Origin of the sequence: Pseudomonas sp. CM27 (assembly GCF_013179515.1) — a bacterium.
Lineage (GTDB): Bacteria > Pseudomonadota > Gammaproteobacteria > Pseudomonadales > Pseudomonadaceae > Aquipseudomonas.
Genome location: NZ_JABMCN010000177.1, coordinates 1 through 12,397 on the forward strand (window position 1 = coordinate 1; position 12,397 = coordinate 12,397).

Annotated in this window: 9 protein-coding genes and 1 pseudogene; 5 read left to right on the forward strand and 5 right to left on the reverse strand. The window is 63.8% G+C overall.

The genetic code is table 11. The features are described 5' to 3' along the window. The 5 genes and pseudogenes from HP547_RS20260 to mobA form a co-directional block, all read left to right on the forward strand. On the forward strand, nt 1-896 hold an 896-nt coding region (locus HP547_RS20260; RefSeq protein ID WP_172287256.1), incomplete at its 5' end, for an efflux RND transporter periplasmic adaptor subunit. Between the two features lie 11 nt (nt 897-907). Continuing rightward, a complete protein-coding gene (locus HP547_RS20265; protein ID WP_172287257.1) occupies nt 908-4,054 on the forward strand; it encodes an efflux RND transporter permease subunit in 3,147 nt (1,048 codons plus the stop codon). Between the two features lie 42 nt (nt 4,055-4,096). After that, nucleotides 4,097-4,366: a hypothetical protein gene (locus tag HP547_RS20270; protein WP_172287258.1), complete on the forward strand. Its 270-nt coding sequence runs from the start codon at nt 4,097-4,099 to the stop codon at nt 4,364-4,366. Further along, nucleotides 4,363-5,091: pseudogene (locus HP547_RS29990) on the forward strand (Fic/DOC family protein); the annotation flags it as partial. The gene HP547_RS20270 and the pseudogene HP547_RS29990, both read left to right, overlap by 4 nt. A gap of 9 nt (nt 5,092-5,100) precedes the next feature. Then, the gene (gene mobA / locus HP547_RS20280) at nt 5,101-5,649 is read left to right on the forward strand and encodes a molybdenum cofactor guanylyltransferase MobA (RefSeq protein ID WP_172287262.1); all 549 of its coding nucleotides are present in this window, start codon (nt 5,101-5,103) and stop codon (nt 5,647-5,649) included. A 92-nt stretch (nt 5,650-5,741) separates the two neighbouring features. On the opposite strand, the gene HP547_RS20285 is transcribed toward mobA, so the two are convergent. The 5 genes from HP547_RS20285 to peaA form a co-directional block, all read right to left on the reverse strand. Continuing rightward, nucleotides 5,742-7,415 carry a fatty acid CoA ligase family protein gene (locus tag HP547_RS20285; protein ID WP_172287259.1) on the reverse strand — a complete coding sequence of 558 codons (1,674 nt, stop codon included), beginning with the start codon at nt 7,413-7,415 and terminating at the stop codon, nt 5,742-5,744. A 137-nt stretch (nt 7,416-7,552) separates the two neighbouring features. Beyond that, nucleotides 7,553-8,674, reverse strand: coding sequence for a quinohemoprotein amine dehydrogenase subunit beta (peaD, locus tag HP547_RS20290; protein ID WP_172287260.1), 1,122 nt, complete (start codon nt 8,672-8,674; stop codon nt 7,553-7,555). A gap of 32 nt (nt 8,675-8,706) precedes the next feature. Further along, a complete protein-coding gene (gene qhpC, locus HP547_RS20295; protein ID WP_012272119.1) occupies nt 8,707-9,030 on the reverse strand; it encodes a quinohemoprotein amine dehydrogenase subunit gamma in 324 nt (107 codons plus the stop codon). A 1-nt stretch (nt 9,031) separates the two neighbouring features. Next, nucleotides 9,032-10,462, reverse strand: a complete 1,431-nt coding sequence (gene peaB / locus HP547_RS20300) for a quinohemoprotein amine dehydrogenase maturation protein (RefSeq protein ID WP_172231540.1) — start codon at nt 10,460-10,462, stop codon at nt 9,032-9,034. Between the two features lie 48 nt (nt 10,463-10,510). Next, the gene (gene peaA, locus HP547_RS20305; protein ID WP_172287261.1) at nt 10,511-12,076 is read right to left on the reverse strand and encodes a quinohemoprotein amine dehydrogenase subunit alpha; all 1,566 of its coding nucleotides are present in this window, start codon (nt 12,074-12,076) and stop codon (nt 10,511-10,513) included. Between the last annotated feature and the right edge of the window lie 321 nt (nt 12,077-12,397).

The following is a 12,397-nucleotide window of genomic DNA, read 5'->3' on the forward strand; positions in this document are numbered from 1 at the left end:
TCCTGATCGACCCGGCGCCGTTCAAGGCCGACCACGATAGCGCCAGGGCTACCCTGGCCAAAGCCCAGGCCACCCTGTACCAGGCACGCCTGCAAGAGCAGCGCTACCGCGAGCTGGTCGATGACAAGGCCGTCAGCCGCCAGGAATACGACAACGCCAAAGCCAGCTTCCTGCAAGCGGACGCCGAGGTGGCCGAAGCCAAGGCGGCGCTGGAGCGCGCCCGCCTTAACCTCGGCTACGCCACCGTGACGGCGCCGATTTCCGGCCGTATCGGGCGTGCCCAGGTCACCGAGGGTGCGTTGGTCGGGCAGAACGAGACCACGCCGCTGGCGACCATCCAGCAGCTCGACCCGATCCATGCCGATGTCACCCAGTCGACCCGCGAGCTCAACGCCCTGCGCCGCGCCCTGCGTGCTGGCGAGCTGCAGCAGGTGGGCGACGGCCAGGCCCGCGCCACGCTCATCCAGGACGACGGCAGCGCCTACCCGCTGCCGGGCAAGCTGCTGTTCTCCGACATCAGTGTCGACCCCAGCACCAACCAGATCACCCTGCGCAGCGAGTTCCCCAACCCGGACCTCGACCTGCTGCCCGGCAGCTACGTACGCGTGCGCCTGGAGCAAGCGGTGCAGCCCAAGGGCCTGAGCGTGCCGCAACGCGCCATCCTGCGTGACAGCGCCGGCGTACCCAAGGTGCTGGTGGTCGACCAGCAGGCCCGGGTCAGCGACCGCCAGGTGGTACTGGGCAGCGCCCAGGGCGACCGCTGGATCGTCAGCGAAGGCCTGGCCGCCGGCGAGCGGGTGGTGGTAGAGGGCCTGCAACACGTCAAGGCCGGTGACCAGGTGCAGGTCGACAACGCATCGGCCGCGCCGCCCATCGCACAGCACACCGGCCAGTGAGGGCCTGATTCATGCCGCATTTCTTCATCGACCGCCCGGTGTTCGCCTGGGTGGTCGCATTGTTCATCCTGCTGGCCGGTGCGCTGGCCATCCCGCAACTGCCGGTGGCCCAGTACCCCAATGTGGCACCCCCGCAGGTGGAAATCTACGCCGTGTACCCGGGCGCCTCGGCGGCGACCATGGACGAAAGCGTGGTCAGCCTGATCGAGCAGGAGCTCAACGGCGCCGACAACCTGCTGTATTTCGAGTCGCAGAGCAGCCTGGGCAGCGCCACCATCACCGCCACCTTCGAGCCGGGCACCAACCCCGACCTGGCCCAGGTCGATGTGCAAAACCGCCTGAAAGTGGTCGAGTCACGCCTGCCCCGCCCGGTTACCCAACAGGGCCTGCAGGTGGAAAAGGTCTCCACCGGCTTCCTGCTGCTGGCCACCCTCACCTCCGAGGACGGCAAACTGGATGAAACCGCGCTGTCGGACATCCTCGCGCGCAACGTGATGAACGAAATCCGCCGCCTCAAGGGCGTCGGCAAAGCGCAGCTGTATGGCTCGGAACGGGCCATGCGCATCTGGATCGACCCGCGCAAGCTGATCGGTTTCCACCTCACGCCCAACGACGTGGCCGAAGCCATCGCCGCGCAGAACGCCCAGGTCGCCCCCGGCAGCATTGGCGACCTGCCCAGCCGCGACACCCAGGAAATTACCGCCAACGTAGTGGTCAAGGGCCAGCTGAGCAGCCCCGAAGAGTTCGCCGCCATCGTCCTGCGCGCCAACCCGGACGGTTCCACCGTAACCATCGGTGATGTCGCGCGGGTCGAGATCGGTGCCCAGGAATACCAGTACGGCACCCGCCTGAACGGCAAGCCGGCCACCGCCTTCAGCGTACAGCTGTCGCCGGGGGCCAACGCCATGGAAACCGCCAGCCTGGTGCGGGCGAAGATGCAGGACCTGGCGCGTTACTTCCCGGAAGGCGTCAAGTACGACATCCCCTACGACACCTCGCCGTTCGTGAAAGTGTCCATCGAGCAGGTCATCAATACCCTGTTCGAAGCCATGCTGCTGGTATTTGCGGTAATGTTCCTGTTCCTGCAGAACCTGCGCTACACGCTGATCCCGACCCTGGTAGTGCCGGTGGCGCTGATGGGCACCTTTGCCGTGATGCTGGCCATGGGCTTTTCGGTCAACGTGTTGACCCTGTTCGGCATGGTGCTGGCCATCGGCATTCTGGTGGACGATGCCATCGTGGTGGTGGAAAACGTCGAGCGGATCATGGCCGAGGAAGGCCTGCCGCCCAAGCAAGCCACGCGCAAGGCCATGGGCCAGATCAGCGGTGCGATTGTCGGCATTACCCTGGTGCTGGTGGCAGTGTTCCTGCCCATGGCCTTCATGCAAGGCTCGGTTGGGGTCATCTACCAACAGTTCTCGGTGTCCATGGCGGTGTCGATCCTGTTTTCGGCATTCCTGGCCCTCAGCCTGACCCCCGCGCTGTGCGCCACCCTGCTCAAGCCGCTGGCCAAGGGCGAGCACCATGAGCGCAAAGGCTTCTTCGGCTGGTTCAACCGCCGCTTCGAGAGGATGAGCAACGGCTACCAGCGCTGGGTCATCCAGGCCCTGAAGCGCAGCGGCCGCTACCTGCTGGTGTACGCGGTGCTGCTGGCGGTGCTGGGCTATGGTTTCAGCCAGCTGCCTACCGCGTTCCTGCCTACCGAAGACCAGGGCTACACCATCACCGACATTCAGCTGCCGCCCGGCGCCAGCCGCATGCGCACCGAGCAGGTGGCCGCGCAGATCGAAGCACACAACGCCGAGGAAGCCGGGGTGGGCAACACCACCTTGATCCTGGGCTTCAGCTTCTCGGGCAGCGGCCAGAACGCCGCCCTGGCGTTCACCACGCTGAAGGACTGGTCCGCGCGTGGCGCCGATGACAGCGCCCAGTCGATTGCCGACCGCGCGACCATGGCCTTCACCCAGCTCAAGGACGCCGTGGCTTACTCGGTGCTGCCGCCGCCAATCGACGGCCTGGGTGAATCGACCGGCTTCGAGTTCCGCCTGCAGGACCGCGGCGGCATGGGCCACGCCGAGCTGATGGCCGCCCGCGATGCACTGCTGGCCAGTGCCGGCAAAAGCAAGCTGCTGACCAACGTGCGCGAAGCCTCGCTGGCGGAGAGCCCGCAGGTGCAGCTGGAGATCGACCGCCGCCAGGCCAACGCCCTGGGCGTGTCGTTTGCCGACATTGGCACAGTGCTGGACGTGGCCGTGGGCTCCAGCTACGTCAACGACTTCCCCAACCAGGGCCGCATGCAGCGGGTGGTGGTGCAGGCCGAAGGTGACCAGCGCAGCCAGGTCGAGGACCTGCTGCAAATCCACGTGCGCAACAACAGCGGCAAGATGGTGCCACTGGGCGCGTTTGTTCAGGCCAAATGGGTCAGCGGCCCGGTGCAACTGACCCGCTACAACGGCTATCCGGCCGTGTCGATTTCCGGCGAGCCGGCGGCGGGCTACAGCTCGGGTGAAGCCATGGCCGAAATCGAGCGCCTGGTGGCGCAGTTGCCAGAAGGCGCTGGGCTGGAGTGGACCGGGCTGTCGCTGCAGGAACGCTTGTCCGGCAGCCAGGCACCGATGCTGATGGCGCTGTCGTTGCTGGTGGTGTTCCTGTGCCTGGCCGCGCTGTACGAAAGCTGGTCGATCCCGACCGCGGTGCTGCTGGTGGTGCCGCTGGGCGTGCTCGGTGCGGTGCTGGCGGTAACCCTGCGCGGCATGCCCAACGACGTGTTCTTCAAGGTTGGCCTGATCACCCTGATTGGTCTGTCGGCGAAAAACGCCATCCTGATCATCGAGTTCGCCAAGAGCCTGGTCGATCAGGGGGTCGATGCCGTCGACGCCGCCGTACAGGCCGCGCGCTTGCGCCTGCGGCCGATCGTGATGACCTCGCTGGCGTTCATCCTCGGCGTGGTGCCACTGGCCATCGCCACCGGCGCCAGCTCGGCCAGCCAGCAGGCGATCGGCACCGGAGTGATCGGCGGCATGCTCAGCGCTACCCTGGCGGTGGTGTTCGTGCCGGTGTTCTTTGTAGTGGTGATGCGCGTTGCGGGCCGTAGCAGATCTGCCAGTGGGCATAGCGAAGCTTCAGCCGTCAGCCAGGTGGAGCGCCCGCACGAGTAGAACCGGTATGTTAATATTGCTGGCATCGGTGGAGGAGCTGAAATGAAAAACACCTGCGATGCCAGCATCAAAAGCCAGGTCCTGGCGCTTGCCAGACAGCATGGTGTAACCAGCCAAAAAGACCATTTCAGCGACCTGGCCATGACGATTACCCGCCTGTCAGGTGACCTGGTCGCCCTGGATGACTTTGAACGTCTGCTGGTTTCACTCAAGAAAAAAGGCGTTATCAGCAAACAAAAGATGCTTGAGCTGGAAGCGCGCTATCTGAGCGAATCATCTCAGCGCGGCAATGGACGACAGATCAGCGCATGATGTTCGATCCGTTCTACGATTTTGAAAGCGCAGGCTACCTGCGTAACGTCTTCAAGCTCAAAGATGCCGCGCAAGTCAAAAGAATGGAACATCTGGCATTTGAAGCCAGCCTCGAAGACGCCATCGCCCTCCTGTCGACCTGCCAGCCCATCACCTACCAGACCCTGCTTGCGCTACATCATCTGTTGTTTTCGGACTTCTATCCGTGGGCCGGCAAGGACCGTACCGAACTGGTGCCCAGGCTGGCGGTTTTCAAGGGAACGGAGAACGACCCTCGGCACACCGCATTCTGCCCCCCGGACCAGATTCAGCATTGGGCTGCCCATGCGTTGAAATTGGGACAGGATCAGCAGTGGCTCCGGCAGCATCCTGGCGAGGTGTTGGGTTTGCTGGCAGATGCGCAGCCTTTCCTGGATGGAAACGGCCGCACGATACTAATGGTTTTCATGGAGCTGTGTCATCGCGCCGGCTTCGCCATCGACTGGTCGCGTACCAGCAAGGACGACTACCTTGCAGCGTTGAGCGCTGAAATCAACCAACCGTCGAAAGGCCATCTTGATCGGTACCTGCAGCCTTTTCTGGTCGATGTTTCACACAGAACGCAATGGCCAGAACTGATTGGCGCGATCCAGGGGCTGGATGGCCTGGATAAAGAGAACATCAGGTACGAAAGCCTGGATGACCCGGAGGTCCAGCAATTGTATCGCGGCTATCGCTCGCTCCCCGCTTGCTCCATGTTGATTCTTGCCGGCGGTCGCGGGCAGCGCATGGGCGGGCGTGACAAGGGGCTGATCGAGTGGCAGGGCGCGCCGCTGGTGGCGCATGTGCAGCGGGTAGTGCGGCCACTCAGCGATGATCTGGTGATTTCCTGCAACCGCAACCAGGATGCCTATCGGGCGTATGCCGACCAGTTGGTGGGCGATGCAGAGGCGGATTATCCAGGGCCGTTGGCGGGGGTAATTGCCGGGCTGAAGGTGGCGCGACAGGAATGGGTGGTGCTGCTGGCCTGTGATGCACCGCTGGTTGATCGCGGGTTGATCGACGATCTGCGGCGGCTGGCCGTGGCGAACGACGGCGCGGCGATGGTGCGCCAGGGCGGTTACTGGCAGCCGATGTTCAGCGTGCTGCCGCGCCGGGTGTTGCCGGTGCTGGAGCAGGCTTGGGCGAGCGGTGAAAGGAGTTTGCAAAAAGCCTTGCTGCGCGAACCGGTCCACGGACTGGAGTGTGCTGAGGGGGATCGGCGGTTGAGCAATTTCAACAGCCCGGAGCTGCTGCAAGGCTGAAGTCATCTGTTGCCTGTACCGCCCTATTCGCGGGTGAACCCGCTCCCACAGGGCTTCTCAAGACCCGCGAAGAGGGCGGTGCAGGCCATACATCAGCTGGCAGCCAACTCCTCGACACTGATCTCACGCATACGAAACTTCTGCACCTTGCCGGTCACCGTCATCGGAAATTCATCGACAAAGCGGAAATACCGCGGCACCTTGAAATGCGCTATCCGCGCCTTCGCCCATTCGCGCAGCTCCTGCGCACTGGCCGCATGCCCCGGGTGCAGCCGCACCCAGGCCACGATCTCTTCCCCGTACTTGCTGCACGGCACACCAATCACCTGCACATCGGCCACCGCCGGGTGGGTGAAGAAGAACTCTTCCAGCTCGCGCGGGTAGATGTTCTCGCCGCCGCGAATGATCATGTCCTTGCTGCGCCCGACAATACGCACATAGCCCTGCTCGTCCATTACCGCCAGATCGCCGGTGTGCATCCAGCCGTCGCCATCGATGCTTTCGGCAGTCGCCTTGGGGTTGTTCCAATACCCCAGCATCACGCTATAGCCGCGGGTGCACAGTTCGCCGATCTCGCCACGTGGCACGGTATTGCCATCGGCATCGACGACCTTGTTCTCCAGCTGCGGCTGAGTGCGCCCAACGCTGGTCACACGTCGCTCCAGGTCGTCGGTGGCCCCGGTCTGCAGCGATACCGGGCTGGTCTCGGTCATGCCGTAGGCGATCTGCACTTCGGCCATGTGCATCTCGCCGATCACCCGGCGCATCACCTCGATCGGGCAGGTGGCGCCGGCCATGATCCCGGTGCGCAGGCTAGACAGGTCGAACTCACCCCGTTGCGGGTGATCCAGTTCGGCGATGAACATGGTCGGCACGCCATACAACGCAGTGGCCTTTTCTTCGGCCACCGCGCGCAATGTCGCCAGCGGGTCGAAGGCATCATTGGGGTAGATCAGGGTGCTGCCGTGGGTCATGCAGCCCAGGTTGGCCATGACCATGCCGAAGCAGTGGTACAGCGGCACCGGCACCACCAGCCGGTCGTGTTCGGTCAGCCCGAGGCTTTCACCCACCATGTAGCCGTTGTTGAGGATGTTGCTGTGGCTGAGTGTGGCGCCCTTGGGGAAGCCCGTGGTGCCCGAGGTGTACTGGATATTGATCGGGTCGTCGCAGCGCAGTTGCGCCTGGCGCTCGACCAGGGCTTCGCGGCTTACCGCCCCGGCGCGCGTCTGCAGGGCATGCCAGGCGAGGAAGCCCGAGGGTGGCGCGGCGGCGAGGCTGACCACACCACGCAGTTCGGGAAAACGTTCGCAATTCAACGCGCCTGGTTGGCCGTTTGCCAGGCCGGGGACCAGGCCCAGCAGCATGGCGTGGTAGTCAGAGCTCTTGAACGCGTCGGCACAGATCACCCAGCGGCAAGCGGACTGGCCGAGGGCGTAGTCCAGCTCGCTGGAGCGGTAGGCCGGGTTGATATTGACCAGAATCGCCCCGACCTTGGCGCTGGCGAACTGGGTGATGCACCATTCGGCGCAGTTGGGGGCCCAGATGCCGAGGCGATCGCCCGGTTGCACGCCCAGGGCGATCAGTGCGCGGGCGTGCTGGTCGACGGCTTCGGCCAGTTGCTGCCAGGTGTAGCGCAGGCCTTGGTGCCTGACAACGAGGGCCTCGCGGTCCGGGAAGCGGGCGACCGTGGTGTCGAAGGCGTCGCCGATGCACTGGGTCAGCAGGGTTTTGTCCTGGTTGCCCTGGGAGTAGCTTGGCTGGGGCATGGGGATTCTCTTGTTGTTTTGTGTTGCCTGCACCGGCCCTATCGCCGGCAAGCCAGCTCCCACAGGGACTGCACAGCTCTCAGCGATTGTGAAAGCCATGTGGGAGCGGGCGCGCCCGCGAAGAAGCCAGCACCGGTTCAGCGGATGAACACCTGCGGCGTAGTGGTGGACATGTCGCCCCCCGGCAACTTGATGTTCTTCACCTTCTCCAGCGTATCCGGGTTGAACACCGCCAGGTCGTTGAACGTGCCGCCCAGGTACAGCTTGTCGCCCTTCTTGTCGAAGGTGACGCAGTAGTAGGTGTGCTCCAGATTAGCCGCCTTGATCAACTTGCGCTGCTTGATGTCGTACTTGGCCAGGCGGTTGAGTACGCCGTAGATCTGGTTCGGGTCCTTGGGCGAGCGCAGGCCGGTGAAGTACAGCTCGGTCAGGTCGGCAAACTCCTGGGTATGGGTTTTTCCGGTCTTCAGGTCGACGCTCAGGTAGCCGTACAACAATTCGGCCTCGTTCGGGTCCTGTTTGTCATCCTTGAATTTGGCAATGGTGTACAACATCGAGAACTCGTGGCGCGGGTTCTGGTGTGGCCAGAAGTACAGCACGTCCGGGGCGCTGTAGCCCTTGCGGTTCCAGTTGCGCAGCGGCAAGGCCACCGTGTACTTGCCGGTTTTGACGTCCATCTTGTAGATGTCCGGCCCGGCGGCGTACAGGCTGCCATCGTCGGCAGTGCGCATCAGGTACACCTGGCGCGGCATGGGGAAGGTGCGTACCGGTTTGGCGCCAAGGCCATCGGCAGTGCTGAACACCTCCAGGCGCGGTGGTTTGACAACATAGTGGTCGTTCAGGCGCTGGGTCGGGTTGACCGTGGCGTACACTTCCTTGCCATCGGGGCTGACGGCGAACGAGTACATCGACTTGCCGACCTCGCCCGGCACGCTGGACAGGTTGGCGTGGAAGGTGTTCTTGCAGGTATCCAGGTCGATGCCGTAGATGTCGCCGTAGTGGTTGTTGAGCACGTAGGCGGTGCGGTTGTCCGGCGCCATCATGGCAGTGCCGGGGCCGAACTTGTCGGGCATCTGGCAGCTTTTGTACACCGTGTCACTGGCCACATCGACCACGTGCAGGTTGTTCGGGTAGTTGGTCACGATCATGTATTCGTGGCCAGCCTTCAGCGCCGGCCCGTTGTCGTCGGCCTGTACCAGCCCGGCGCAGGCCGTGGCAGCGATGGTGAGCGCGAGTTGCGCGCAGCGTCCAGCTTTCATGCGGTTTCCCCTTGTCATTCTTGTCGGGCCGGTCACTTGTCTTTCGGGAACACGGTGCCGAGGTTGCGCCAGTCATCCGCCGAGTTGGTCGCCTGGGCGTTCCAGTCCTGGTAGGTGCTCATCATGTCCGGCACCTGGGCCGGCCACCAGCAAGGGTCGGAGCAGCCATACAGGTCGGCTTCCATCGGCTGGCACAGCGAGCTCACACCACCAAATGCGTCCACCTCCCAGCCCGGGTCGGTGGTGGCCGTGCAGCCGGCCACCGCGCTCATGGCCATGACTTCTTCGACGCGGTCTTCGGCGGCGGCCTGCTCAAGGATGCGCGCCTTGTTGTTGAGGGGCTTCAAGTGCTTCATGTCAGTGCGCCTTCCGCGGGGTGATATAGCGGTCGATGAAGGCCGGGTTGGCGGCCATGATGCGGCTGTAGACTTCAATGCCGAAGTCGACCCAGTCGCGCATCAGTTCGCAGTAGTGGTAGGTCGGGTGCTGCGGGTCGCCGTAGCGCGCGTAGCTTTCGTGGTAGCAGCCGCCGGAACACAGGTTGCGGATACGGCAGCTCTCGCAGCCGGTGTTGCTGCGGTCCAGGCGCTGCGACAGAAAGTCGTTGAGCTGCGCCTGCTTCACGCCCTGGTGCACGTTGCCGAAGGTGGGCAGGCTGGAGCCGGTGAAGCGATGGCACAGGTTCAGCTCGCCCTCGTGGTCCACCGCCAGCATCTTCAGCCCGGCGCCGCACGGCAGGGCTTTCTTGTGGCCTTCATGGATGTCGGTGATCAGCTGGTGCAGGTTGGAGAAGCCAATATTGCGGTGCTCCAGCGCCGCCTCCAGGTAGCGCCGGCCCAGGGCTTTCATGTTGGCGAATACCTGCACCAGCTCTTCGCCGGTGAGGTTGAAGTTGGCCATGTCGCCGGAGGTGACCGGGGCAAAGCCGACTTCAGCAAAGCCCAGTTCGTTGAACAGGTGGTTCCAGATGGTTTCGACATCGGTGATGCCACGGGTCAGGGTTACCCGCGCGCCGACCGGGCGGCTGGTGTAGCGCGACAGCAGCAGTTCGGCCTTGCGCCGCACCACATCATAGGTGCCCTGCCCGCCGACGGTGATGCGGTTGCGGTCGTGCACGGTCTTGGGGCCGTCGATGCTGATCGACAGGCCAAAGCGGTGGGCGTTGAGCCAGTCGATGACCTCTTCGTTAAGCAAGGTGGCGTTGGTGGTCATGATGAACTCCACCTGCTTGCCGGCTTCGGCGAACCGCCGTTCGCAATAGGCGACCATGTGCTCGATCAGCGGCCGGTTGGACAGCGGCTCGCCCCCGAAGAACACCACGCTGTAGCGTTGCTCGTCGGGCGACTCCTTGAGCAGCATCTCCACCGAGGCCTCGGCGGTGTCGGTGCTCATCTTCTTGCCGGCGGACGGCTTGTCCAGGTCTTCCTTGTAGCAATAGGTGCAGCTGAGGTTGCAGCCAGTGTTGACGTTGAGCACCACGGTGTTCAAGGCGGTGCGCTCGACCTGCTTGAGGGCGATTTCGGGGGTCAGCGGCGAGCCGTCGCTGACCAGCTCCAGCGCGATCAGCTCGCGCAGGGTGTCCTGGATATCGTCACCGGCAAACTGCTGGCCAAGGCGCTGCATCAGCTCCTCGGCCGAGCAGCCTTGCTGGCGCAGGGAATCGATGATGCCGCCGGTTACCGCATCGGCGGTGAACAGCGAACTGCTAGGAATATGAAACAGCATGCGGTCGGCGTCGACCTGCACTTCGTGCAGGTTGCGTTCGACAAGGTTCAGTAGTGCGCCCATGGCGACCTCCCGGTAATCGATGCGTGGGAAAACCGTTACGTGCTGCCGTCATGGCAGCGGTGGGTTGTTCCAGCGCTGAACGGTGACGATCATGTGCCCTTCGCCCGTCTGGCCGCCGTCGGCCAGCGTGGCGATGACCTTCAGGTTGCCAGCGTTGTTGGTCATCATCTTGCGCTCAGGGTTGGGGCCGGCACCGCCTGGCACGAACACGCCATCGGCCTGCATCTGCCCGGCAAACTTGACGTCCTGATCCTCGACGGCACGCTCGTTGAACGGCTCGACCTTCCAGCTGGCCGGCAGGTAGCCGATGCGCAGCGGCTGGCCATCAGCATCCTTGCCCCACGCTTCGGCCTCGAAACGGCCTTGCACCTTCGGCACCGAAGCGCCGTTTTCGCCGATACGGGCGATGGAGAACGCCGGCACCACCTTCACTTCATCGACCTTGTCGTACACCGCCAGGTTGACGCCCTTGAGTGCGCCCACCGCGACTTCGCGCTGGCCGGGCCTGGCATCCGCCGCGGCGCGGGCCTTGACCCGTACCAGGGTTGCGGTCTGCTCCAGCACCTCGGTCACCTCGACCCCGGCGCCCAGGTCCGGCTTGCCCGACAAGCCACTGCCAACCAGGCTGATTTCGCTTTCGCCCCCGGCCTTGATGAACGCAGGCTGCACCGCCAGCAGGCGCGCCTTGCCTTGTTTGACTGCAGTGAAGTCCAGCCCGCGCTCATCGTGCTCGGCCTCGAACATGCGGCCTTTCATTTCGCCGTCCAGCGCAGCGAACACCTGACGCAGGTTGGCATCGCCAACCTTGACGTTGCCGCGCCATTCATAACCGTTGTAGAGGATTGCCGAGCCGCTGCCGTTGAACGGCGTGCCATCGGCGTACGCGCCCTTGACCTCGACCTTGAAGGTATCGCCCTCCTCGGCCGAGACGCTCATCACCCCGTGCACATCGCCCTTGGCCAGCATGTGGCCGCTGAATGCCCACTGCCCCGGCAGCGCGTCGGCCTTGGGCCGCGCCTTCTGCCATTCGGCCCATGCAGGGTTATCCAGCGGGTAGCGCTTGGCCAGTTCGGGTACCACTTGTTGCAGGGCGATGGGCAACCAGTCGCGGTCGCGCGCCTGGGCCTGGTATTCAAGAGACGGCCATTGGCCGAGGTGGAAGTTGACCAGGTGCTCCCATTCCTTGGCCGGGCGCCGTTGCAAGGCGACGCGAGCACCGGAGTGGCAACGGCCGCAGGTTTCGCTGAGCTGGGTGTCGAAGTGCTCGACGGTATTGAGCCGGCGTTCCATGGCGTAGCGCACGCCATCGGTCTCGCCGGGCGCCAGGCCCTGCTTGTCGGCCAGGTACTTGACCAGAGTGCGACGGTCTTCGTCGCTGATCTGCAGGCCATGCATCACCTGCATCCGGGCAATACTCATCAGCCAGCCTTCCGGCGTTTTGCGCTGGTGGCTGATACGGCTGTAGGTATCGTTACCTTCGGGGATATGGCACCCCATGCACTTGTTCTGCAACAGGCTCGGGCCCTGCTCGGCCGCCATGGCCTGGGTGCTCAGCAGCGCGGCGGCGACCAGCGCCAGTTTACCCGCATGCCGCCGGAGTCGAGTCGTCTTCAAGGTCAGACCTCCACGGTTGTTGTTCTTATCGTTTTTCGCACGCTTTGGTACAGCAGGTGTGCATGTGACGGTTGTGATACAGGAAGTGTGCCAGGAGAGGCAAAACCGTTTTCTTTCAACCTTTTAGCCGGTTTTAAGGGCTTTACTCCCAGCTGGGACAGCCAAATGCAGCGTGCCATTTCGCGACAGGGTGTTTCATCCTGAGACAGGGCCTGCTGCGCAGGCCAATCGCCGGCAAGCCAGCTCCCACAGATTAACCACTGCCTTGAAGACCTGTGCTGTACCTGTGCGAGCTGGCTTGCCGGCGATCGGGCCTTGAGG

Bases quoted from the DNA above. Each gene is read 5' to 3' on its own strand.
- HP547_RS20265 (WP_172287257.1), top strand. From the start codon at position 908: ATGCCGCATTTCTTCATCGACCGCCCGGTGTTCGCCTGGGTGGTCGCA.
- HP547_RS20270 (WP_172287258.1), top strand. From the start codon at position 4,097: ATGAAAAACACCTGCGATGCCAGCATCAAAAGCCAGGTCCTGGCGCTT.
- mobA (WP_172287262.1), top strand. From the start codon at position 5,101: ATGTTGATTCTTGCCGGCGGTCGCGGGCAGCGCATGGGCGGGCGTGAC.
- HP547_RS20285 (WP_172287259.1), bottom strand. From the start codon at position 7,415: ATGCCCCAGCCAAGCTACTCCCAGGGCAACCAGGACAAAACCCTGCTG.
- peaD (WP_172287260.1), bottom strand. From the start codon at position 8,674: ATGAAAGCTGGACGCTGCGCGCAACTCGCGCTCACCATCGCTGCCACG.
- qhpC (WP_012272119.1), bottom strand. From the start codon at position 9,030: ATGAAGCACTTGAAGCCCCTCAACAACAAGGCGCGCATCCTTGAGCAG.
- peaB (WP_172231540.1), bottom strand. From the start codon at position 10,462: ATGGGCGCACTACTGAACCTTGTCGAACGCAACCTGCACGAAGTGCAG.